This window comes from Paenibacillus sp. sgz302148 (genome assembly GCF_056120465.1).
Map to the genome: position 1 here is coordinate 262,736 of NZ_JBVYOJ010000004.1, position 21,444 is coordinate 284,179.

Annotated in this window: 24 protein-coding genes and 1 tRNA gene; 12 read left to right on the forward strand and 13 right to left on the reverse strand. The window is 49.0% G+C overall.

The window, feature by feature from the left end:
* The first annotated feature begins 147 nt into the window (after nt 1-147).
* The 3 genes from AC0LWM_RS08340 (at nt 148) to AC0LWM_RS08350 (ending at nt 2,671) form a co-directional block, all read left to right on the forward strand.
* The gene (locus AC0LWM_RS08340; RefSeq protein ID WP_474674447.1) at nt 148-894 is read left to right on the forward strand and encodes an ABC transporter ATP-binding protein; all 747 of its coding nucleotides are present in this window, start codon (nt 148-150) and stop codon (nt 892-894) included.
* Nucleotides 891-1,919 (forward strand): ABC transporter permease, encoded by a 1,029-nt coding sequence (locus AC0LWM_RS08345; RefSeq protein ID WP_474674448.1) that lies wholly within the window; start codon nt 891-893, stop codon nt 1,917-1,919. Before AC0LWM_RS08340 ends, AC0LWM_RS08345 begins: the two co-directional genes overlap by 4 nt.
* Before the next feature lie 65 nt (nt 1,920-1,984).
* Nucleotides 1,985-2,671 carry a TetR/AcrR family transcriptional regulator gene (locus AC0LWM_RS08350; RefSeq protein ID WP_474674449.1) on the forward strand — a complete coding sequence of 229 codons (687 nt, stop codon included), beginning with the start codon at nt 1,985-1,987 and terminating at the stop codon, nt 2,669-2,671.
* 71 nt (nt 2,672-2,742) lie between these two features.
* Here AC0LWM_RS08350 and AC0LWM_RS08355 read toward each other — a convergent pair whose 3' ends face one another.
* A complete protein-coding gene (locus AC0LWM_RS08355; RefSeq protein ID WP_474674450.1) occupies nt 2,743-3,924 on the reverse strand; it encodes an MFS transporter in 1,182 nt (393 codons plus the stop codon).
* 70 nt (nt 3,925-3,994) lie between these two features.
* Nucleotides 3,995-5,278 carry an MFS transporter gene (locus tag AC0LWM_RS08360; RefSeq protein WP_474674451.1) on the reverse strand — a complete coding sequence of 428 codons (1,284 nt, stop codon included), beginning with the start codon at nt 5,276-5,278 and terminating at the stop codon, nt 3,995-3,997.
* Between the two features lie 115 nt (nt 5,279-5,393).
* Between AC0LWM_RS08360 and AC0LWM_RS08365 the strand changes: the two genes are divergently transcribed.
* The gene (locus tag AC0LWM_RS08365; protein ID WP_474674452.1) at nt 5,394-6,863 is read left to right on the forward strand and encodes an aminotransferase class I/II-fold pyridoxal phosphate-dependent enzyme; all 1,470 of its coding nucleotides are present in this window, start codon (nt 5,394-5,396) and stop codon (nt 6,861-6,863) included.
* A gap of 16 nt (nt 6,864-6,879) precedes the next feature.
* Here the strand turns inward: AC0LWM_RS08365 and AC0LWM_RS08370 are convergent, their stop codons facing one another.
* The gene (locus tag AC0LWM_RS08370; RefSeq protein WP_474674453.1) at nt 6,880-7,170 is read right to left on the reverse strand and encodes an SAV0927 family protein; all 291 of its coding nucleotides are present in this window, start codon (nt 7,168-7,170) and stop codon (nt 6,880-6,882) included.
* A gap of 134 nt (nt 7,171-7,304) precedes the next feature.
* On the opposite strand from AC0LWM_RS08370, the gene AC0LWM_RS08375 reads away from it, so the two are divergent.
* The gene (locus AC0LWM_RS08375; RefSeq protein ID WP_474674454.1) at nt 7,305-7,724 is read left to right on the forward strand and encodes a DUF1885 family protein; all 420 of its coding nucleotides are present in this window, start codon (nt 7,305-7,307) and stop codon (nt 7,722-7,724) included.
* Between the two features lie 42 nt (nt 7,725-7,766).
* On the opposite strand, the gene AC0LWM_RS08380 is transcribed toward AC0LWM_RS08375, so the two are convergent.
* The 3 genes from AC0LWM_RS08380 to AC0LWM_RS08390 all read right to left on the reverse strand — a co-directional run bounded on the left by AC0LWM_RS08380 (nt 7,767) and on the right by AC0LWM_RS08390 (nt 9,036).
* The gene (locus AC0LWM_RS08380; RefSeq protein ID WP_474674455.1) at nt 7,767-8,075 is read right to left on the reverse strand and encodes a DUF1292 domain-containing protein; all 309 of its coding nucleotides are present in this window, start codon (nt 8,073-8,075) and stop codon (nt 7,767-7,769) included.
* Nucleotides 8,076-8,137: 62 nt separating this feature from the next.
* Nucleotides 8,138-8,704 (reverse strand): stalk domain-containing protein, encoded by a 567-nt coding sequence (locus AC0LWM_RS08385; protein ID WP_474674456.1) that lies wholly within the window; start codon nt 8,702-8,704, stop codon nt 8,138-8,140.
* Between the two features lie 122 nt (nt 8,705-8,826).
* Nucleotides 8,827-9,036 (reverse strand): hypothetical protein, encoded by a 210-nt coding sequence (locus AC0LWM_RS08390; RefSeq protein WP_474674457.1) that lies wholly within the window; start codon nt 9,034-9,036, stop codon nt 8,827-8,829.
* Between the two features lie 180 nt (nt 9,037-9,216).
* On the opposite strand from AC0LWM_RS08390, the gene AC0LWM_RS08395 reads away from it, so the two are divergent.
* On the forward strand, nt 9,217-9,954 hold the full coding sequence (locus AC0LWM_RS08395) for an MBL fold metallo-hydrolase (RefSeq protein ID WP_474674458.1): 738 nt from the start codon (nt 9,217-9,219) through the stop codon (nt 9,952-9,954).
* A gap of 70 nt (nt 9,955-10,024) precedes the next feature.
* Nucleotides 10,025-11,608 (forward strand): ATP-binding protein, encoded by a 1,584-nt coding sequence (locus tag AC0LWM_RS08400; RefSeq protein WP_474674459.1) that lies wholly within the window; start codon nt 10,025-10,027, stop codon nt 11,606-11,608.
* Between the two features lie 63 nt (nt 11,609-11,671).
* Here AC0LWM_RS08400 and AC0LWM_RS08405 read toward each other — a convergent pair whose 3' ends face one another.
* From AC0LWM_RS08405 to AC0LWM_RS08420, 4 genes are all read right to left on the reverse strand, one after another.
* The gene (locus tag AC0LWM_RS08405) at nt 11,672-12,115 is read right to left on the reverse strand and encodes a GNAT family N-acetyltransferase (protein ID WP_474674460.1); all 444 of its coding nucleotides are present in this window, start codon (nt 12,113-12,115) and stop codon (nt 11,672-11,674) included.
* Nucleotides 12,116-12,887: 772 nt separating this feature from the next.
* Nucleotides 12,888-13,043: a hypothetical protein gene (locus AC0LWM_RS08410; protein ID WP_474674461.1), complete on the reverse strand. Its 156-nt coding sequence runs from the start codon at nt 13,041-13,043 to the stop codon at nt 12,888-12,890.
* A 63-nt stretch (nt 13,044-13,106) separates the two neighbouring features.
* Entirely contained in the window at nt 13,107-13,274 is a 168-nt protein-coding gene (locus AC0LWM_RS08415) for a hypothetical protein (protein WP_474674462.1), read from the reverse strand.
* Nucleotides 13,275-13,372: 98 nt separating this feature from the next.
* Entirely contained in the window at nt 13,373-14,137 is a 765-nt protein-coding gene (locus tag AC0LWM_RS08420) for a YheC/YheD family protein (RefSeq protein WP_474674463.1), read from the reverse strand.
* A gap of 153 nt (nt 14,138-14,290) precedes the next feature.
* Here AC0LWM_RS08420 and aepX point away from each other — a divergent pair, with 153 nt between their 5' ends.
* The 5 genes from aepX (at nt 14,291) to AC0LWM_RS08445 (ending at nt 19,225) form a co-directional block, all read left to right on the forward strand.
* Nucleotides 14,291-15,193, forward strand: coding sequence for a phosphoenolpyruvate mutase (aepX, locus tag AC0LWM_RS08425; RefSeq protein WP_474674464.1), 903 nt, complete (start codon nt 14,291-14,293; stop codon nt 15,191-15,193).
* The gene (gene aepY, locus AC0LWM_RS08430; protein WP_474674465.1) at nt 15,190-16,362 is read left to right on the forward strand and encodes a phosphonopyruvate decarboxylase; all 1,173 of its coding nucleotides are present in this window, start codon (nt 15,190-15,192) and stop codon (nt 16,360-16,362) included. The genes aepX and aepY overlap by 4 nt, the downstream gene beginning before the upstream one ends.
* Nucleotides 16,350-17,480 carry a 2-aminoethylphosphonate aminotransferase gene (locus AC0LWM_RS08435; RefSeq protein ID WP_474674466.1) on the forward strand — a complete coding sequence of 377 codons (1,131 nt, stop codon included), beginning with the start codon at nt 16,350-16,352 and terminating at the stop codon, nt 17,478-17,480. Before aepY ends, AC0LWM_RS08435 begins: the two co-directional genes overlap by 13 nt.
* On the forward strand, nt 17,477-18,211 hold the full coding sequence (locus AC0LWM_RS08440; protein ID WP_474674467.1) for a YheC/YheD family protein: 735 nt from the start codon (nt 17,477-17,479) through the stop codon (nt 18,209-18,211). Before AC0LWM_RS08435 ends, AC0LWM_RS08440 begins: the two co-directional genes overlap by 4 nt.
* A gap of 162 nt (nt 18,212-18,373) precedes the next feature.
* Nucleotides 18,374-19,225 (forward strand): ATP-dependent DNA ligase, encoded by an 852-nt coding sequence (locus tag AC0LWM_RS08445; protein ID WP_474674468.1) that lies wholly within the window; start codon nt 18,374-18,376, stop codon nt 19,223-19,225.
* A gap of 525 nt (nt 19,226-19,750) precedes the next feature.
* On the opposite strand, the gene AC0LWM_RS08450 is transcribed toward AC0LWM_RS08445, so the two are convergent.
* The 3 genes from AC0LWM_RS08450 to AC0LWM_RS08460 all read right to left on the reverse strand — a co-directional run bounded on the left by AC0LWM_RS08450 (nt 19,751) and on the right by AC0LWM_RS08460 (nt 21,440).
* Nucleotides 19,751-19,826: transfer RNA gene (locus AC0LWM_RS08450), tRNA-Val, on the reverse strand.
* Between the two features lie 75 nt (nt 19,827-19,901).
* Nucleotides 19,902-20,288 (reverse strand): YhjD family protein, encoded by a 387-nt coding sequence (locus AC0LWM_RS08455; RefSeq protein WP_474674469.1) that lies wholly within the window; start codon nt 20,286-20,288, stop codon nt 19,902-19,904.
* Nucleotides 20,289-20,504: 216 nt separating this feature from the next.
* Nucleotides 20,505-21,440: an aldo/keto reductase gene (locus tag AC0LWM_RS08460; protein WP_474674470.1), complete on the reverse strand. Its 936-nt coding sequence runs from the start codon at nt 21,438-21,440 to the stop codon at nt 20,505-20,507.
* Between the last annotated feature and the right edge of the window lie 4 nt (nt 21,441-21,444).

Sequence of the window (21,444 nt, forward strand, 5' to 3'; positions counted from 1 at the left end):
TTGCTGATGTCGGAGCAAGATGAACCGCACCAGAAACAATTTTATTTTAAAAATGAGTGATTACTCACTTTACAACATGGTTGTCTTCGATTTACACTAAAGAAAATGAGTGATTACTCACTTTCGAAAAGTCAAGGAGGTTTACCTATGACTACTCTGCCTTGCATTGAGCTTAAGCAAGTGGGACGACGTTTCAGCCATAAAACCGTATTGCAGAACATTACGCTGCAAGTGCCCGGCGCGGAAATATTCGGGCTGCTCGGGCCGTCCGGCTCCGGGAAAACGACGCTTGTCAAAATGATCGCCGGCATCGACGAAGCGACGAGCGGCGAAACGTACGTGTTCGGCGAACGAATGCCCCGCCTTGCGCTCATGCGCCAAATCGGCTATATGGCGCAATCCGACGCGCTTTACGCCGAGCTGACGGCGCTTGAGAATTTGCAGTTTTTTGCCGCTCTTTACGGATTAAAAGGACAGCAACGCAAGCGAAGAATTGACGCCGTAATGGAATTGGTAAATTTGACCGACCATCTCAAAAAACCGATTCGCCTATATTCCGGCGGGATGAAGCGGCGGCTGTCACTGGCGATTGCCCTGCTGCACGAGCCCCGCCTGCTCATTCTTGACGAACCGACCGTCGGCATCGATCCGGTGCTGCGCAAATCAATCTGGAGCGAGTTCGAGGCTTTAAGCCGCCAAGGGACGTCCATCGTCGTTACGACGCATGTCATGGACGAAGCGGACAAATGCCATCGGCTCGGCATGATTCGCGACGGCTTGCTCATTGCCGTCGGAACGCCGCAGGAGCTGAAGGCGCAAACGTCAACCGAAACGATTGAAGAAGCGTTTCTCGTATATGGCGGTCTTACCGAACCGGGAGGTGTTCGCGCATGAGAGTCCGTGCTCTTGTCCTGCGCATATTGCGCCAATTTTTCCATGACAAACGAACGCTGGCGCTGATCTTTATCGCGCCGCTGCTTATTTTAACGCTAATGTCGCTTATTTTTAACGGGAAAACGTATTACCCGCACCTCGGGCTCGTCAATGTTCCGGATCCGTTCGTGCAGCAGCTGGAAAATCAGGATGCCATCGTAACCAAATTCGCGAGCACCGAAGAAGCCGATGCCGCGCTTGATGCAACCGACATCGACGCGATCATTCGTTTCGACGGCAGGCAGCCGGCAGTCAAGCTGGAAGGCAGCGATCCCGCCGTCAATCGTTCCGTTATTTTGCTGCTGCAAAAAACGATGCAAACGATGAATCCGTCGGCTGAAGCGCCGAAGCCGAACATTTCGTACTTGCACGGTTCGGAGAACATGGCCGCCTTCGACAATTTTGGTCCGGTGCTGATCGGTTTCTTCTCCTTCTTCTTCGTCTTCCTGATCGCAGGCGTCGCTTTCCTCCGCGAACGGACGGGCGGGACGCTGGAGAGGCTGCTCGCCACACCGCTCAAACGATGGGAAATCGTAATCGGCTACACCGCGGGTTTCGGGATCTTCACCTTGCTGCAGGCTGGGCTGGTCGCGTGGTATTCCACCCAAATCCTTGATATTATGATGGTAGGCGCTTTTGGGTACGTGCTGCTCATTACGCTGCTGCTGTCGATGACGGCCTTGTCGCTCGGCACTTTTCTATCGGCTTTTGCCAATAATGAATTTCAAATGTTCCAATTCATTCCGCTCGTCATCGTGCCGCAAGTATTCTTCTCCGGCCTGTTCAATCTGGACACGATGTCGGAATGGCTGCAGGGGCTGGGGCGGATTATGCCTTTATACTACGGTGCGGATGCGCTTCGCGACGTCATGATTCGCGGCAAAGGGTGGAACGATATCGCAGTGGATATATACGTTCTGCTGGGCTTTACTATATTCTTCATGACGGCGAACGTGCTGGCATTGAAGAAGCATCGCAAAATATAACGTCAATCGTACGCGCCCTGCGGCGATTTTCGTTATTGTCATATCGATTACTGGATGGTGAGTGAATGACGGACGATCTCGAGCAATGGATTCAAGAACTGACCAGCGTCACGGATAACAACGATAAAATGACGGAAAAGCAAATCAACATACTCAAAGCGGCAGTCGAAGTATTCGCGGAAAAAGGTTTCGCCGCATCGTCGACGAGCGAAATCGCGCAGAAGGCCGGCGTCGCGGAAGGGACGATCTTCCGGCATTACAAAACGAAGAAGGATTTGCTCCTCTCCATCGTGCTGCCGACTTTCGCCAAGTTGATTGCGCCGCTTGTGCTGCGGGATTTTCAGAAGGTGCTGGATTCGCATTATGCGCGTTATGAAGATTTTTTGCAGGCTGTGTTTGTGAACCGTCTGGAATTTGCCCGTAAAAATATAAAAATCATTAAGATTTTGCTGCAGGAGGTCCCTTTCCACCCCGAATTGAAGGAGATGTTCAAGGAAGCGGTCGGCTATAAGGTACTGGAGTCGATGTCGCGCATTGTGACTCATTTTCAGGAGAAAGGCCAAATCATCGGTTTGCCTCCCCGAACCGTAGTCCGGTTAACGGTATCCGCCATCATCGGATTTCTGCTCACGCGGTTTATTGTGGCTCCGGATTCGGAGTGGGACGAACAGCGGGAAATCGAAATGACGATCCAATCGATCTTGTACGGCCTTTCAACGTCGCACCGCCCGGAATCGCCTGCCGCGGAGTAGAACGGCACCAAAAAAGCTGCATCGGCATAGACCCTTGGTCTGTACCGGTGCAGCTTTTGTCATGATTGCCGCTAAGCAGCGGATTGAGCTGCCCGCTTGGTCCGATCCAAAGTATGGAATCTCGCCAGCAGGAACAATGCCGCCAGTGATAAAACGCCGCCTAGAATATAAGGCAGGCTGATGTTGAAGGAGAAGATCAACGTGCCGAGCAGCGGACCGAAAATACGGCCCAAGCTGTCCATCGAAGAGCTCAGACCCGAAGCGATCCCTTGTCCTACGGTCGTCTTCTGCGTAATTAGCGACGTTACGCATGGACGGATCAAAGAGTTGCCGATACCAAAAATGCAAAGGAACAAAGTTGCGTTCCAGAAGCTTGTCGAGCCGAGCAAGCTGAAGAAGCCGATAGCCGAGATGACGAGCCCGATCGCAATAACCTTTTTCTCGTCGCCGTTTTTGATCATTTTACGCACGACGCCGCCTTGAACGATCGCTCCAACGAGCCCGCAGAAGAAAAACATGAGGCCGATATCAAACGGGGTCACGTTGAATTTTTCGATCTCGAACAGCTGCAGCGTTCCTTCAAGACCGGCCAGCGAGAACGTGACGAAAAAAGCAAGCACGTACAAATACTTCAGCGAACCGGTAAAAGCCGTCCAGCGCGATACCCGCGGTCCTTGGTTCGTATTGCGCCGCTCCGCCGGCAGCGATTCCGGCAAAAATGCAAAGGCTACGATAAATGTCACTAACGACAAAACCGCCGCAGCGTAGAACGGAACGGCTAAGCTGATTCCGCTCAGCAGCCCGCCGATGGCCGGTCCGAAGGTGAAGCCGAGGCCGATGGACATGCCGACAAGCGCCATTCCTTTCGTCCGCTGCTCCTGCGTCGTAATGTCCGCCACATAAGCGACGATACATGACGTTGTCGCTCCGGAGAAAATACCGCCGAGTACCCGCGAAGCATACATAATCCATAAGTTTTCTCCCGCCAAGCCGAACAGCAGGAAGCTCACCGAAAAACCGATGACCCCGATCATAATGATCGGCCTGCGCCCGATCTTGTCCGACAAGCCGCCCCAGAACGGCGACATGAAAAATGAGACCGCCGAATACACCGACAGCATCATGCCCAGGTGGAACTCGTACGAAGCGGCGCCGCTTCGGCGTACGATTTCCGGCATGATCGGGATAATGATGCCGAAGCCGATGAAAATCGTGATCAGGATGAGCATTGCTGCCATCATTTGTCGTTTCATTGCGTGAAATCCTCCTTGCACACCGTCATTCATGTTTCATTAGCCGGCGTTTGCGTTTATCCATGTCTTTTTATCGTACCACAACTTTTTTGGAGGTGGAAATGAACAAATGAAGAACAAATAATGCGGCCAGGATGATGCCGCTCATGATGAACGGCGACTTCGGCCCCAGCGTGTCCCACATTTTGCCCGACACGATCGGACCGAGAATCATGCCCGCTCCTTCAATTGTCAGGAAAAACCCCCACACCGCACCTCGTTCTTTATCCGGAATCTCGGAGGCGATCAGCGCATTCCAAGCCGGAATGATGAGCGCATATCCGAGGCCGATCAATGCGACGAAAAAGAATAACCATGGAAGTCCGCTAACAAACGGAAACAACAAAATGGCCGCGGCGCTAAGGAGAAAGCCTACATGCAGGAACATCGCCGTTCCCCATCGATCAACCAGCTTGCCGACCGGTATAAGCATGAGGACTGTGATTGCTCCGCCTGCGATCAGAAAGTAGCTGTATTGCTGCGGCGATAACCGCAAGACGGTATGCGCGTATAATGTAATGATCGGCGTCAGCACGCCAATCGAAAACGTCTGTGCGAACATGGCGAAATAAAACAAATTGCTTACATGCAAAGACCGGTGCACCTCGCGAAAATAATGGGTAATTCGCGCCCACAACGAGCCTTGCATCGATTTGAAATCCACTAGAGGCTTTTCATTTTCCGAAGTCGCCGGTTCTTCCACTTTGCCGTTCATGACATCGGATCGCTTCCTGCCCGGAAGGAATAACGCAACGACAAGCACTACGATCATCGCAACGATCAAAATACGGAACGCTATCCCAAAGCCGCCTCCGATCACAAAATTGATCGCAACGGGACCTAACCCTACACCGCTCATCCAAGCGATATAAACGACGCTCATCACGGTTCCCCGCTCCTTGTCGCCTGCAATCAGCGTAGATCCGGTAACGACGCATGGCCAGAGAGGCGATGTTCCTATGCCCAGCAGCGCGCATGCCAGAACAAGCCATATCGCGTGACTCGACAAGGCTACGATAGCTACCGAGACGAACGTGATCAAAAGACCGCCTACCATGACGATCCGATAACCGAAACGATCGATGACCCATCCGATCGGACTACGGAACAAATTATCGCCGATATATTGCAGGGCAAGCGCCCATCCGATCGCAAACGCGGAAAATCCGAGCACGCTCCCCATATAGACGGGCAATATCGAAACGAGCAGCGCCCCCTTCACGAACTCGACGACGAACAAAATAACGAGAAGTTGGAGTACAAACGGCGACAGCAACACATTTCTTCTATTCTTCCGTTTAACAATATTCGACACCAGGGACCCTCCCATTTCGCTGAACTATCCCTTTATTGTAGACCGGTCCCATTTTTGCTATACTCAATCTGTTTGTAATTTTCATATTTGTTTGTCGAAAGGTGGGTTGTCGGGGATGGATCAGAGCCGTACTCCGTTGTTTACAGCATTAGTTAACCATGCGAAAGCAAATCCGGTGCAATTTCATATACCGGGGCATAAAAAAGGGGTCGGCATGGATCCGGAGTTTCGTTCGTTTATCGGCGACAATGCGCTTTCCATAGATTTGATCAATATCGCGCCGTTAGATGATCTTCATCAGCCGTCCGGCGTGATTGCGGAAGCGCAGCAGCTGGCCGCGGCCGCTTTCGGTGCCGATTATACGTTCTTTTCCGTACAAGGCACGAGCGGAGCGATCATGACGATGATTATGTCGGTTTGCTCGCCAGGGGATAAAATTATCGTCCCCCGCAACGTGCACAAATCGATCATGGCCGCGATCGTGTTTTCCGGCGCCCGGCCGGTGTTCATCTCCCCTGCGCGCGACGGGAATCTGGGGATCGACCACGGCATAACGACGCGCGCCGTCAAGCGGGCGCTGGAGAAGCATCCGGAAGCCAAGGCAGTGCTCGTCATCAATCCGACCTATTACGGCGTCTGCGCCGATTTGAAGGAAATCGTCGATGTCGTGCATTCCCACGGCATCCCCGTCCTTGTGGACGAAGCGCATGGCGTGCTGATTCATTTCCATGAAGGTCTTCCGACTTCGGCGATGCAGGCAGGTGCGGACATGGCCGCCACAAGCGTCCACAAGCTAGGCGGAGCGATGACCCAATGCTCGGTGCTGAACGTCAAGGCCGGACTTGTCAACCCGCAGCGCATCCAGACCGTCATCAGCATGCTGACGACAACTTCGACCTCGTATCCGCTGATCGCTTCCTTGGATACGTCGAGACGCCACCTCGCGCTGAACGGTCATGCGATGGCGGAAGGCGCCATTCGTCTTGCCCAGTACGCCCGCGCCGAGGTCAATAAAATTCCGGGCTTGTACAGCTTCGGGGAAGAAATTTTGGGAGGAGAAGCGACATTTGCATTGGATCCGACCAAATTGACGATTCATGTCCGCAATCTTGGGCTGACCGGATACGATACGGAAAATTGGCTGCGCAAGCATTACAACATTGAAGTCGAGCTAAGCGACATGTACAACATTCTGTGCCTCATTACGCCGGGTGACACGCAGGAGAGCGTCGATATTTTGCTGAAAGCGTTGCGTCATTTGTCGGAGGAGTACCACGGCAGCGAAGCGAAAGAGCTTGTCGTGATCCAAATTCCGGACATTCCGCAGCTTTCGCTGACGCCACGGGACGCTTTTTATGCGGAAACGGAGGTTGTCCCGTTCCGGGAATCGGCCGGCCGCATCATCGCCGAAGTGATCTACGTATATCCGCCGGGCATTCCGATTTTGCTCCCGGGCGAGGTCATTTCGCAGCGCAACATCGATTATATTCTGGAACACCTCAAAGTCGGCCTCCCGGTTAAAGGTCCGGAAGACCGAACGATTGAGCATGTGAAGGTGATCGTCGAAGAGGAAGCTATTTCATAAATATCGGCTTCGTCAATTAACAAGGGTCCTCGCCGCTCATGCGGGGGAGATGGTGCGTCAAGAGAAGCGCCAGCTCCTCCGCTTCTTCGTTTCCGCGAAGCTGGAACAGCTGCCTTAGCAGCTGCAAGTCGCCGAGATCCTCCTCGCAGAGCAGCGTCGATCTCCCTGTTTGCATGCAGACAACAAGCGGTTTACCCAGGAAGTATTGGGTAAATACGACGGCGATATCATACCGGGCCGACTCGGAAGCGCAGCCGATAAAGTGAATGTGTGAACGCTCCGTTACATCGTACAGCATGTCGTACATTTCATCACCCTCCTCGTCGCAGATTGCGTGCGTACAATGTGAATGCCGTATTGTAAAACCGGAATCGGGATGCTATGATGATCATGACTGAACATGAAGACGTTTCCAGTAAAGTTTAAGTGGGGTGTATCGATATGAGTCAAAGCGCATTTATACGATTTGTAGAAGGTTCGTCCGTTCCCTTGCTCTCACTTGAAGATCTGAAGCAGAAGCTGCTTCATTATAAAGAACAAACCGCGATGACCGGACAACAGCTTGACTGGGACTACGCCGAGGCGGCGTTTCCGTACACGATCGAAACGAAAGACGGCAGCGGGAACGAGTGGTTTTACTTAAAGGGCAAACATCCATTGTATAAGTATATTATATTCGGCGTAGGCAGCAAAATAGAAGACGACAAGGAACGAAATTACATACAGGTCGTACTCCCCGACGACTGCACCCACGGCGACAAAGCGAAAGGCAACGAGCTGTGCAAATATATCGCCCGCGACCTGAAGGCCGAGCTTCAGCTGTTCAACGGCCGCGTCATGTACTTCAATCCTCGCAAATGAGCAAAACAAAAAGCTCCCATTCGGGAGCTTTTTCTCGTCTTCTTATTGTTGTTCGCTTGCAGCAATTTCGTTATAGATCGCAACGACCTTTTCCCATTCTTGATCGTCTTCGATGCTTGCCAGAAATGCTTCGTCATTCTCTTCTTCGATTCGGAAAATGACGCCGTCCGATTCAGGATCGTTGCGGTCCAACAATACCGCATACGCTTTGTCGTCCGCTTCAAATGTATATACCATGACCATTTCATGCTCGACGCCGTCGTCGTCGGTGATGACGAAAACTTGATCGTCATGCTCGTGTTCATGATCATGACCGCAACCGCAATTGTCGCCGTGTTGATGCTCGCTCATCGGGAATCCCTACTTTCATGATTTGTGGTTCCCAAGTATAGTACCATTTTCATGTAATGGGGTCAATCTTCCTTGGAAAGGATGACCTTCTCCGACACGAGTTGATAATCGTCGGATTTGGCCGGTTTGATGAAAAACTTCACCGTATATTTGCCCTTCATTTTGAAGTCGTATTTTAGATCCTGCGTTTTGAACCAGAAGCTTTCCTTTTGTTCGGTTACGCTCTGTTCTTGGATGTCGGTGGATTTGCCGAACGGATCGACGATCGTGACCTTCACGGAAGAAATGTCCGACCTCAAATTATCGATTTGGCAAAATACGTTAAACGTATATTTGCCGACCGTTACGTTCTGGAATATGGACTTCTCCTGGAACAAGATCATGTGTACGTTCGGTTTTTGTATCGTTACTTTCTTATCGGTATTGTCCCATGAAACAAGCCCTTGAATTAAAGTTGACAGCTGGCCGACCGGCAAATATGCTTTTCCGTCGATAAGATACCCCCCGTCTTCTGTCTCCTCGCCGTTGACGAATACCCGGATTTTCGTACCCACCGTATCTGCGAATACCATCGATGCTCCGAATAGCGATAAGATTAATGTCAAGATGATCAGCCTTCTGACTTTCATGTAAATACCCTCCCAAGTATAATCCGTCACGAGTCGCAGAAGCAGGATGATTCTCCCGTTTCTTGTTGTTAGTATATACTCGGGTGAAAGTCAGTAGTTGCGCAGCGTTCATAAAATATTTCTTATTTCTTCGGCGCAGCCTTGCCGCGCGTCAAAATGCAAGGCACACCGTATCCGACCGCACCCGGCTCCGACATTCGCTCCATGTACCGAATGCCGCGCTCGCACTGCTGTTTGCAGACGAGACATACGTCGGAGGATACCGTTTTCATCGTGGACAGCGACCGGTCGATCGCCGATAATTCTTTTTTCTTCTTGACGTTTTTCGTCATGCGTCGCACCCTCCTGAACCGGTTTCTCTCATACCATATGCCGCTGGAGGGCGAATTTCCTGAGCTTTTGCCTAAATGCGCATATATACTTAGACAAAAGCTCTTTTTTTTTACGACAAATAATGTTAAATTTTATAAGAAGTCAAAACGCTATCGAATGGACGTATTCAGGAGGACGACATGAGTATTCAAATCGAGATGATAGGTACCGGAAGCGCGTTTGCCAAATTGTATTACAACAACAATGCCCTCGTATATGCGAACGGCTATACCTTATTGATCGACTGCGGCATTACCGCTCCGATGGCGCTCTACAAGATGGGCAAACCTTTCGATCAAATCGATGGGATCTTGGTCACGCATATTCACGGCGATCATGTCGGCGGACTGGAAGAATTCGCTTTTCAATGCAAATTCGTATACGGCATCAAACCGACGCTGTATATCCCGGAATGTCTGATCGAACCGCTGTGGGAAACAACGCTCAAGGGCGGCATGCGCCAAGACGATCACAACAGTTTGGAATCGTACTTCAACGTTGTTCCGATCGCGGCGAATACGCCGTTCACGATCCATGAAGGCCTTAAGGTCGAGGCGCTGCAAACGCCGCATATTCCGAACAAAGTCAGCTTCTCCTTTATCCTGAACGACATGTTGTTCTATAGCGCGGATATGCAGTTTTATCCGGAGCTGCTCGATGATCTGGTGAAAAACAGAGGAATCCGTCATATTTTGCACGACTGCCAATTGATTGCCCCGGGCGTCGTCCACGCGTCGCTTGAACAGCTGCTCACATTGCCCGATTTCATACAAGAAATCGTTTATTTGATGCATTATGGCGATACGATGGAGCAAATCGTCGGACATACCGGGAAAATGCGATTTATTCGGCAGCAGGAAGTTTATACGTTTGCATAACACGCACAACCCGGATGAGATCATTCGGGTTTTTCTGCTCACCATTCTTTAAGTTGGAGACGTGATCCCGTTGTTCCGCTTCGTCATCCCTCTTTTCACCTTATATTATGTATGCGCCTCCATCATTCTCGGGACGGCGGTTTCTCATCTCGCCGTTTTCATTTCGGCGGCCCTGGTGATGCTAAGTACGCTGGATATCAAGCCGTTGCGCGTCCCCTATATTGAGTTCGTGCAAATCTTGGTCATCGGCGCGTTCCACAACATGACGCAAGTGAATTGGTGCATGATTTTGTACATGCTTGTATTCGGGTATCAATTCTATAAGCTGCAAAACTCGAAAAAAGCCGTCATTTTGTTTCTGTTCACCGTGTTCACCTTCACGACGGTACGCATCTTCATCTCCCCGCTTACGCTAAACGACATGATGGAAATATTCGTTAGCCTGTTATGCTTCCTCGTCTTCCTCTACTTGTGCGAGTTTCTAGTCACCCGAGAAAAGCAAAATCGCGAGCTGAATATGGAAAAGAAACTTTTATCGACACACGATGCCTTGACCGGACTTCTGAATTACGAAGAATTTCATAAGAAGCTGCACGACTTGCTGAAAGACACGCGAGATCAGTTAATCCTCGTCATAATCGATTGCACCGATCTAAAAACGATGAACACCGAGCAAGGGTTCCATGAAGGGAACCGAATGCTCAAGCAGGTAGCCGATTTGCTTCGGATCGTGTTTACCGATGCCTTATTGATGGCCCGTTACGGAGGAGACGAATTCGCTCTTGTGCTGAAGCTGAACGACGGCTGGAATACGGTCGAGAAAATCTCCTATATCCTTAGCACGGAACTCCCTACCGTGACCGGCATACAGTTGACCTACGGGTGTTGCACATATCCTGATCAAGGAATGAGCAAAGACGAGCTGATCTTGATGGCCGAGACGAACTTGTATTCCATGAAGAGGGAAATTTGGCTCAAACGCGAGGATCAGATGCTTCGTTCCGAGAAACTGAGGGTTGTTGGCGAGCTTGCTTCCGGCATGGCGCATGAAATCCGCAATCCGCTCACAACGATCAAAGGATTCTTGCAATTGTCGCGGCAAAATCATTTCACGATCGAGCCATGGTATGCGCTCATTATGGATGAAATCAACCGGATGAGCGAACTGACCGCGGAGTTCCTGCAATTTTCTAAACCGCATGTCACGCATTATAAAATTCAGCCGCTGCAGAATTGCATCCAACGGGTGATCTACCTGATGGAATCGGAGGCGACCCGACTTGGGCACGAGATCCACTTTCATTGTGACGAAGCGGCTTTAAACGTTTTGATGGATCAGGATAAAATCGTGCAGCTGCTGCTCAATCTGGTCAAAAACGCGTTCGAGGCGATGGAAGATGAAGGCATCGTGGCGATCAAGATGCATAAGCAGCACAATCACGTCGTGTTGGAAATCCGGGATACCGGCAAAGGGATTCCGTCAACCGAACTGGATAAAATATTTAATCCGTTCTATACGACCAAAGATATCGGAACCGGGCTTGGACTGTCGATATGCCATAAGATCGTCCACGATCATAGCGGCTTAATCGAGGTGGAAAGCGAAATTCATCGCGGTACGACGTTCCGCATCATTTTCCCGCTCGCCCGCTAATAAGACTGGACTCTGTTGGATCCTCCCGAAAAAATGAAAGGACCGTAAGCCCAAGGCCGGGCATTACAGTCCTTTTGTCATTCTGACGTGTTCGATTCCTGCATCCAAAAACGGTTTATCGGATATCGTCGTATAACCCATACCGGCATAAAACGGCTCGGCATGGCATTGCGAATCAAGAACCGCTTGTTTGAACCCGGATTGTTTCGCCTTCCGTTCCAAAGCTGCAACCGTTTGTTTGCCTAATCCGAGTCCCCGATATTCATGCATCACGGCTATACGCTGAAGCTTGGCTACATCTTCCTTATAAGCCCGCAGCCTTCCCGTCGCCGCAGGTTGGCCGCGATACAATATCAACACATGGGAAGCGTCAGCCGACAACGCGTCGAGCTCATCGATCTCCAGTGCTTCTTCGACTCCTTGCTCTTCGATAAAAACTTTACGGCGTATATCAAGGCATTGCTTAAGCTGATCTTCTTGGGTTACGTGTACTATTTCAATCGTCAAGGCTATCTATTCCTTTCTTCCTTACCCGATATGCCGCAGCACTATGCGTTTCGTATTTGAAAATTGTGCCGACGGAATATCGGTTTATTTCGTTCTTCATCTTCCTTCATGCGGCGGATATCGGCATTTAATCTCATTTTGCATCCAGTGCACATTGTCCCGGACTGGATGGGACTTTGGCAATAGTCGCAAGCATATGTAAGATTCGGATATTGCGAGACGGAAATTTTTCCGAGCTTCATATATTTGACGATCGCCTTCTCTTGAATCGACGTAGCAAGGCATAACTCCGCCATCGTCGCCCTTCGGTTACGGATCATAAAATGCTCGATCGACGCCAATTGACTGTCGAATTCGTGGGTACAGCTCGCGCACATATTGCGCAAGTTTTTTTGATATACTCGTCCGCACAGGGGACAGTGTTCCACTTTGAGCTGGATGTCCATCCATATCCACCCCTAACGATCTAGTCCTTATATCCTAAATCATATCAGAAATAAGGTGGAATGCATAGAGGATCATTGAGTCAATAGAACTAATAAATGGTTAAAAATCCCGGATATTGCGTATGGTTCGACTCGCCATAGCTTTTGCGCCCGCAATCCTGTATAGTAGATTTGATATGTCGAAAACGAGAGAGGACGGAACGCAGCTATGACAATGGTTTACGTATTGTCCGCCGTCATGGGCGTTGGCATGCTTGGTCTGCTGTTGGTCGTAACGAAAAAAGCATACTCCAAAAAATGGGACGAGGAAGAAGAATAGGCAGCCGCTACTCGGTAGCGCTGCCTTTATACACTTCTGCGGTCACCGGCTGATTATATACTTCGTTCTGCACCGACAGCTGCGGCTCCTGATCGATCAACCGACAAGCCGTTATGACCTGAACGACAATAAGCAGTACGATCATAAGTACCAACTTCCTCATGCCTATTCGCTCCTCTACGTACGTAAATCGTGATGTACATAGTTTGAACGAAATTATGGCATTTTAATCTGCTTTTGGATCCTCCGGCTCATATTTGGGATGAATCCACACAAATTCCCGGTCATGCCGGAGACTGTCCCGCTGAACGAACATGGCGAGCAAATAAATCACGATTCCGACGATGATACATAACCCCAACATCCATACGATAAAATGACCGTACTCGACCATTGGCTATCCCCCCACAAATGAGCGTTTCTACATTTGTATGAAGGACAAGCTTAGATGATGACGCCAAACTAGCCCCCCGTTCGTCATCCTTATCTCTTCTATTTTCTATAGTAGGTTCTACTAATATACTTGGAATATCCTCTTATTTTATAAAATAACATTTTGTCGTTGTGATAACGGAATAAATTATAGCCTGGACTCGTATTCGGCTCTATGATTCTAAGATTTAATTTCTTGTCAATGGCTACGTCAATCCCAAGTTTACGCACTTTACTATACCTGGAAAAAGACCCCGCTACCTTATATCCAAGAGCGATCAGCTTCTTCTCGATAACGTCGCACTTGGAGTTACTCAGAACGCCGGACCCAACAAGAGCTTTCCTGAGCGTAATAGCCTTTCCTCCTAAGGAATAGTTGGTAACAGCCCTATTAGGAGGTGCCCATCTCCCTATAATCCCCATAAACACCCATTCATCCTTAGGCTTGAACATCAAAATTCGAAAGTCGACAGGCCGCCCTCTGAGATTTAGCAGTTCAACTCCTTTTTGAATCAAGTAAGGCTTTCCGAACGTAATTCTTTTCACTTTATGATGAAGATGCCGCTTGCCGGTTAACATCATGGAATGTTTCCCCTCGTGCCATTGGTAGCGGGAACCATACCGGCTTACCTTAATGATCCCTTTTCCGCCTTTTCCGTAAACCGGCTTCAAAAATACCGTCCGATATCGCTCTAAATACATTTTCAAATGATTGCGGCTCAGTGTGTTTGTTTTGATCAAGTACGGTGCCAACGATCCGTTTCTGGCTAAAATCCGCTGCCTCGTCATTTTGTTCCCTATATGCCATTCCGACATCATTTTCATCCTTTCTACTTCTACTATTCTTGCTTATTCTATTCCTCAACCCGGTGTTAAAACTCATACAACTAATCCGTATAATCCGTCCAATCAAGCGGCGGAGCAGTACAATATCATGTTATATATGTGCATCTCTTAATTAAGGAGGGATTATTTGCATTGAAGAAAACTACTAGACTCAATCAATTAATAAAATCCCATCATCCGGAATTTATTATGGAAGCCCACAACGGGATGTCGGCAAAAATTGTCGAGGAAGCCGGCTTTCAAGGGATATGGGCAAGCGGATTGTCCATTTCCGCTGCATTAGGCGTAAGGGACAATAACGAAGCTTCGTGGACACAAGTATTGGAAGTGCTGGAGTTTATGAACGATGCGACGTCCGTGCCGATTTTGTTGGACGGAGATACGGGATACGGAAACTTCAACAATGCGAGACGATTGGTCAAGAAGTTGGAGCAACGGGGAATTGCCGGAGTCTGTATTGAGGATAAGTTATTTCCGAAAACGAACTCGTTTATCAATGCACAGGCTCAACCTCTCGCCGACATCGCCGAGTTTTGCGGCAAAATCAAAGCGATGAAGGATGCACAGTCGGACGATGATTTTACCATTGTAGCCCGAGTCGAAGCGTTTATTACAGGCTGGGGGCTTAAGGAAGCTTTAACCCGCGCGGAAGCTTATCGGCAGGCCGGCGCGGATGCCGTTCTTATCCATAGTAAAAGATCGGATATATCGGAAATTCAAGCCTTTATGAAGGAATGGGGAGCAAATCTTCCGGTCGTCATTGTCCCGACGAAATATTACAAAACGCCGACAGAGCGTTTTCAGGAACTTGGCATTAGCCTCGTCATTTGGGCTAACCATAATTTTCGGGCATCGGTCAAGGCGATGCAGGAAATCTCCGCTCAAATTTTCAGGGACAATCGCATTGACGGGGCGGAAAACAATATCGCGACAGTCGATGAAATTTTTCGACTGCAGCGGGTTGATGAATTAGAAGCGGCGGAACGGAAATATCTTCCTTCCGGCGGAACGGATCCTAAGGGTGAACCTACATGATTTCGATGAAAGAATTCGGTGAACAGCTGCACCACTTGGGCTTTACTTTTTATACGGGTGTGCCCTGTTCTTTTTTGAATAGTATGATCAACTACGCCATCAATGAGTGCGAATACGTTGGAGCGGCAAATGAAGGAGATGCGGTTGCGATTGCAGCGGGAGCCTGGCTCGGCGGAAAAAAAACAGTCGTCCTGATGCAAAATTCGGGATTGACGAATGCCGTTTCTCCCCTTGTCTCACTGAACTACCCTTTTCGTATTCCTGTCCTCGGATTTGTCAGCCTGCGGGGGGAGCCGGGAATTTTCGACGAACCCCAGCACGAATTGATGGGACAAATTACAGAGCAAATGCTCTGCTTGATGCAGGTGGAATGGCAATATCTTTCTTTGGACCCGTTCGAGGCAGGCAAACAGCTGCTGCACGCAGTTTCCGTCATCGAGCAAAACAAGCCGTTTTTCTTTGTTGTGCGAAAAGGGACGTTTGCAAAGGAGCCGCTGCAAAAACAGGTGACGAATACTACTATCAATGAGCGAAAACTGGTGAAAAAGACAGCAGACCAAACGCCATCCCGTTACGAAGCCCTTACCGTCATCAACCATAATAAATGCGAAAATAACGTGCTTCTTGCTACTACCGGAAAAACCGGGAGAGAGCTTTACGAAATTGAGGATAACAACGGAAATTTATATATGGTCGGCTCTATGGGATGCGCTAGTTCGTTGGGACTTGGCCTTGCGTTGGCGCGGCCGGAGAAGTCCGTCATCGTCATTGACGGGGACGGTTCTGTGCTGATGAGGATGGGAAGTCTCGCAACGAACGGTTATTATGGTCCGACCAACATGCTGCATATTTTGTTGGATAACAATTCCCACGATTCGACGGGTGGACAAAGCACCGTTTCCCATCATGTCAATTTCGTAGAAATTGCGGCTTCCTGCGGTTATCGTCATTCTATCTATGTTCACAATCTGAAAGAAATGGAGCATGCAATCCAGGAATGGGAACAAACAAAATGCCTTACCTTTCTTTATATGAAAATAGCAAAAGGCTCCAAAGATCAGCTTGGTCGGCCCCATATCAAGCCTTATGAAGTGAAAGACCGGCTGCAACGGTTTCTAAACGGCGAACCTCCTATGAAAAAGGACGGCGGATCGGAATGCTATCGATAAAACGAAATATACTGCTAAATCCCGGTCCCGCTACAACGACCGATAGCGTCAAATTCGCCCAAGTCGTTCCCGACATTTGTCCGCGAGAAATGGAATTCGGTCGGTTGATGGAATCGATATGCGAGGAACTTACACGGTTCGTGGCTGACCCGCTTCATTATACAACCATTTTGTTCGGAGGCTCCGGTACGGCCGCTGTGGAAGCCATCCTAAGCTCTGTGATCGGAACAAGCTCGGTCATCATCGTCAATAATGGCGCTTATGGCAAGCGGATGTGTCAAATCGCCGAAACATACGGATTGACCGCTCTTGAATTCCAAAGCGCTCCCGACCAGCCAATCGATATGAATATGCTGGAACAGAGGATGATGAATGCTCCCCATAAAGTTTCCCATCTTGCCGTTGTCCACAATGAAACGACAACCGGACTTCTGAATGACATTCAGTCGATCGGAGAGCTTTGCCGAAAGCACCAGATCGAGATGATCGTGGACGCAATGAGTTCCTACGGTGCCGTTCCGGTCCGAATGGAACAAATGAATATCGCGTTCCTCGCGGCAAGCTCGAATAAAAATTTGCAAGGGATGCCCGGCGTTTCTTTTGTCGTCGCAAACAGAGACAGTTTGAACAGACTGAAGCAAGTTAAAGCGAGAAGTTATTACTTGAATCTATATGAGCAATACACTTATTACTCCGAGACGCGTCAAATGAGATTTACTCCACCGGTACAAACTTTGTATGCGCTGGAACAGGCGATCAAAGAGCTGAAAGATGAAGGTATCGCAGCTCGATACGCTAGATACTGCAAATCGTGGGATACATTAGCCCGCGGTATCCGTCGGCTGGGATTAACTTATCTCGTACAGGATGATCACCATTCCAAAATCGTGACATCGATCGTGGAGCCCGATTGTGAGGAATACGATTTTCAGCAAATGCACGATTTTTTTTACGCGAGAGGCTTTACGATTTATCCCGGCAAGCTGGAGAAGCAGGGCATGTTTCGCGTAGCCAACATAGGAGACATCACGTACAAAGACATTGAAGCGTTTCTGAGATTGTTGGAGGCGTACCTCGAAGGAATTGGCTGGTTGCCAAGAAAGGCGGATGAACAATGAAGAAGCGTGCAAGCAAATGGTTAAAATATAGATTCATGGTCAAATCGAATCGGTTGGCTTCACACCTTCCGAAAACAATGCTTTTCTCGAGAAGCGCTTTTTGGTACATGCTGGACAAATATGGCCAGATCATCGTGAAACCGACACTGAGCAGCAGAGGCGCGCGAGTCAAAATGATTACTGCGCTCGGAAACGGCGCTTACGAATTTCATCTTGAGAACGTTAAAACCGTCTTTCACTCAAAAGAATCTCTTTATGCTTACGTTCTGAACAAAGTGAAAAGCAGCAGGCGCGAACATCTGGTTCAGCGCCGAATCAAACTGGCCACGATCAATAGCCGGCCCTTTGACATGCGTGTCATCGTCCAACGCCATACATCGGCTTCCCCATGGCACGTAACCGGCAGACTGGCCAAAGTAGCCGGCAAAGGTTATATCGTCACGAATATATCCCGAAGTAAAGGAACCGTTATGCATATAAAGTCGGCTATTCGCCGATCTTCACTGGCCAAATCCACAAACACATTGGTTGATGAAGTAAACCGCGTGGCCCTTCTCTCCGCAAATCGTTTGAGTAAATTGTATCACGGCCATCGAATTTTCGGGTTCGATATGGGCGTTGACAAAAATGGCCGCGTCTGGGTGATTGAGGCCAATTTGAAACCGCTGATGTCCCATTTCCACAAGTTGGGGGACTATGAAATGTACCGCCGTATTCTATCATTCAAGTAAATAACAAAAGTCGTTGCGATCCATCAGCCCTTGGCCTCCTCCAAAAGGAAATGCCAAGGGCGTTATTTGTGACATCGTTCAATAAAACCATTGATGCGTTCCCAATACTTACCTTGTTTCCAAGAGCATATATTTTGCTACCATGGATTTGAGGTGATTCATTTGTTTATAGCTCCGATGCTTCTTACAACAGCAAAATCCGCATTTTCCCATGCTGATTATATATTTGAGCCCAAGATTGACGGCCACCGGCTGATCTTGTCGCGCCAAAACGGACGGACCCGCCTTTATACGCGGCATCAGGTGGAGTGTACGCGACAATACCCGGAGCTGCTTCATATTGCAATCGACGATATCGTATTGGATGGAGAGGTCGCTTGCGTTGATCCTCAGACCGGCGCGATCGAATTTGAATCCGTAATGGAACGGTTCTCTGCCCATAAGGACGAAAAAATCAATTCGCTAGCCGCGTCGCTGCCGGCGAACTATATCGTATTTGATATCCTGCGCTTAAACGGCCAAGACTTGCGCGGATTACCGCTAATAAAACGTAAAGAAATTCTAGCTCATCTCAATTTCGGAAACGAACGCGTATCGAAAATACTGTATATCGAGAGGGAAGGCGAGCGGCTTTTTGAGGAGATCAAATCGCGACAGCTTGAAGGAATCGTTGCAAAGAGGAAGGAAAGCACATACGTAAGCCGCCGATCGGCAGCATGGCAAAAAGTAATCAACTGGCAGTATGCCGAAGTAGTCATCGCCGGCTGGCGCAAAAGCGAATTCGGGTGGCTCGTTGCAGTTGATGACGGCGGCCAGTTGCGGCCGGCGGGGATTATTGAGCTTGGCGTCACTACGGCGCAGAAAAAAGCGTTCTTCAACGTCAGCCAATCAATAATTACCGGGGAGAATACAGATTATGTATTTGTGGAGCCACGGCTACGGTCAAAAGTTAAAATGCGGAATTGGACGCGAGCTGGATTATTGCGCAGCCCGGCATTTGTTCAATTTATATAGGGCTGTAGCAGATTAATAAAAATTCATAATTCAAATATCCGCACTCGAACCCCCTAACTTTTCCTGTTATAATATGTTTAATTATGCAAAGGAGGGGAAAAACGATTTGAATAAGACAAGACTTCTGCTATGGAGCTTCATCTTACCGCTTTCTTCAATTTGGTGGGGGACTTTTCATCAAGATGGGTATCAAGTATTTAAATTGGGTTTTCCTTTGAACTTTATTACGTACCATGGTTTGGAAGCCCCTACCAACAATATTTTCATTTTTGAACGCTTTTTCACTACAACTTCATTTAGAGCAGATATCTTTATAATCAGTGTATTAATCACCTACTATTCACTCTCTTTATTAATCAAATTCATTAATCGGGTCAAGTCACGCTCCGCTTGATTTTCAACAAAACTTTATATCGTCCCCAACTCGTCTCCAACCTACTCATATCTCCTTAATTCAACTTTGGCAAGGTCAGAACAAAAAATAAAAAAACCCTTGATTCCTCAAGGGTTATCGCATTTGTATTATGGTGATCTGAACAGGGTTCGAACCTGTGACCCCCACCCTGTCAAGATGGTGCTCTCCCAGCTGAGCTATCAGATCGTAATTAGCAGCGACAAGATATATAATACCAAGGAGCAGCCCATATGTCAACACAATATTTAATTTTATTTGAGATTACTCCCCTAAGCTGCTCTCCAACGCTGTCACACCGAAATAATGACCAAGCTTCCTTACGACTTCACCGCGGACTTGATTCCATGGCAAATGCACATGACGGCGATCGCCGCGGCATACAAACGTAATCTCGAGACCCTTCTCCGCTCGGCGTTCTTCATAAATGATCACCCCTTGCAGCCGGATCGACTTCCGCATAGCGGCAATGTCTTTCATAATCATCTCTTGCGCTTGCCTGAACGTGCTGGCGGAGACGGGAAGCATCCTGAGCTGAAGTATGTTCATGACTTTCAAATCGCGTTCCAATAAATCAAGAATAAGGGGGTACAGCATGTATGTTGTGACTAGCATAAGCTCTTCATCCGTATGTAATATCGCCTGGTTCATTTCCGCATCTCTCCTCCAACAAAGAACATTTGTTCCCGTATCTACTTCTATTCTACCGAACATACATTCCATTGTCAAGCTCTTCCAACGAAAAAAAGTCCCGTTCCCCGAAGGAAACGAGACTTCCGAAATGTTAACCGAGCTTAAGCTGCTCAACACCAAACTATTCGTGCATACCACACTCGATTACGACCGAGTCATCTTCCCGAGCAATCCTTACCGCGATTCCTGCGCTAAATCCAACCAACGGAACTCACCCTGCGTCAGCTCCACATCCAATGCTATTGCGCTGGAGCGCAGCTCGCTCACCTTGTAGGGTCCGACGAGCGCACAAGTCGGGAACGGCTGATGCAGCACGTAAGCAAGTGCAATCTGGTTGGCGTCAACTCCCTTCTCCTTTGCCAAAATCTCGGCCCGGCGCAATCTTTCCCAGTTGGCATCGCTGTAGTAGACTCTCACCGCTTCGGCGTCGTCCAGCTTATCCGGAGCGAACCGCCCGGTGAAAAATCCTCCCGCCTGCGACGACCAGGACAGCAGAGGCATCTGCGAACGTTCATGCCATGCGGCATAATCCGAATCCACGGAAACGCAGCCCGGCCAACGCGGTTCATTCGGCTTCGCTAAGCTGAGGTTCGGGCTGTTGCACACAAACCCGGTCAAGCCATGCGCGGCGGCGTATTCATTCGCCTCTTGGATTCGCTGATACGTCCAGTTCGAGACGCCGAGTGCTAGACAGCGGCCGGCTTCCAGCTCTTCATTAAGCGCTTCCAGTATGTATCCGACCGGCGTATTGACATCATCACGATGCAGCATATAGATATCGACATAATCGCTGCGCAGCCGCTCGAGCGATTCCGTCAAATCATCGGCGATCGCCTGCTTCGTCATCCGCGGCCCGAGATGATCATGATGCGCACCTTTGCCGATGATGACCATATCGCCCCGATTGCTCCGCGATTCCATCCACAAACCAACGGCTTTGGCACTTTCAGCACCGTAAACATGGGCTGAATCGATCGTATTACCGCCAAGGGACACATAAGCGTCCAGCATCTCGTTCGTAAATTCCATACTCGCGTTATGAAACATCGTCGAACCGAGAATGAGCTGCGTGCAGCCTTGCCGAACGCCAGCGACATTTATTTTTTTCATGAGA

Bases quoted from the DNA above. Each gene is read 5' to 3' on its own strand.
- AC0LWM_RS08340 (WP_474674447.1), top strand. From the start codon at position 148: ATGACTACTCTGCCTTGCATTGAGCTTAAGCAAGTGGGACGACGTTTC.
- AC0LWM_RS08345 (WP_474674448.1), top strand. From the start codon at position 891: ATGAGAGTCCGTGCTCTTGTCCTGCGCATATTGCGCCAATTTTTCCAT.
- AC0LWM_RS08350 (WP_474674449.1), top strand. From the start codon at position 1,985: ATGACGGACGATCTCGAGCAATGGATTCAAGAACTGACCAGCGTCACG.
- AC0LWM_RS08355 (WP_474674450.1), bottom strand. From the start codon at position 3,924: ATGAAACGACAAATGATGGCAGCAATGCTCATCCTGATCACGATTTTC.
- AC0LWM_RS08365 (WP_474674452.1), top strand. From the start codon at position 5,394: ATGGATCAGAGCCGTACTCCGTTGTTTACAGCATTAGTTAACCATGCG.
- AC0LWM_RS08370 (WP_474674453.1), bottom strand. From the start codon at position 7,170: ATGTACGACATGCTGTACGATGTAACGGAGCGTTCACACATTCACTTT.
- AC0LWM_RS08375 (WP_474674454.1), top strand. From the start codon at position 7,305: ATGAGTCAAAGCGCATTTATACGATTTGTAGAAGGTTCGTCCGTTCCC.
- AC0LWM_RS08380 (WP_474674455.1), bottom strand. From the start codon at position 8,075: ATGAGCGAGCATCAACACGGCGACAATTGCGGTTGCGGTCATGATCAT.
- AC0LWM_RS08385 (WP_474674456.1), bottom strand. From the start codon at position 8,704: ATGAAAGTCAGAAGGCTGATCATCTTGACATTAATCTTATCGCTATTC.
- AC0LWM_RS08390 (WP_474674457.1), bottom strand. From the start codon at position 9,036: ATGACGAAAAACGTCAAGAAGAAAAAAGAATTATCGGCGATCGACCGG.
- AC0LWM_RS08395 (WP_474674458.1), top strand. From the start codon at position 9,217: ATGAGTATTCAAATCGAGATGATAGGTACCGGAAGCGCGTTTGCCAAA.
- AC0LWM_RS08410 (WP_474674461.1), bottom strand. From the start codon at position 13,043: ATGAGGAAGTTGGTACTTATGATCGTACTGCTTATTGTCGTTCAGGTC.
- AC0LWM_RS08415 (WP_474674462.1), bottom strand. From the start codon at position 13,274: ATGGTCGAGTACGGTCATTTTATCGTATGGATGTTGGGGTTATGTATC.
- AC0LWM_RS08420 (WP_474674463.1), bottom strand. From the start codon at position 14,137: ATGAAAATGATGTCGGAATGGCATATAGGGAACAAAATGACGAGGCAG.
- aepY (WP_474674465.1), top strand. From the start codon at position 15,190: ATGATTTCGATGAAAGAATTCGGTGAACAGCTGCACCACTTGGGCTTT.
- AC0LWM_RS08435 (WP_474674466.1), top strand. From the start codon at position 16,350: ATGCTATCGATAAAACGAAATATACTGCTAAATCCCGGTCCCGCTACA.
- AC0LWM_RS08440 (WP_474674467.1), top strand. From the start codon at position 17,477: ATGAAGAAGCGTGCAAGCAAATGGTTAAAATATAGATTCATGGTCAAA.
- AC0LWM_RS08455 (WP_474674469.1), bottom strand. From the start codon at position 20,288: ATGAACCAGGCGATATTACATACGGATGAAGAGCTTATGCTAGTCACA.
- AC0LWM_RS08460 (WP_474674470.1), bottom strand. From the start codon at position 21,440: ATGAAAAAAATAAATGTCGCTGGCGTTCGGCAAGGCTGCACGCAGCTC.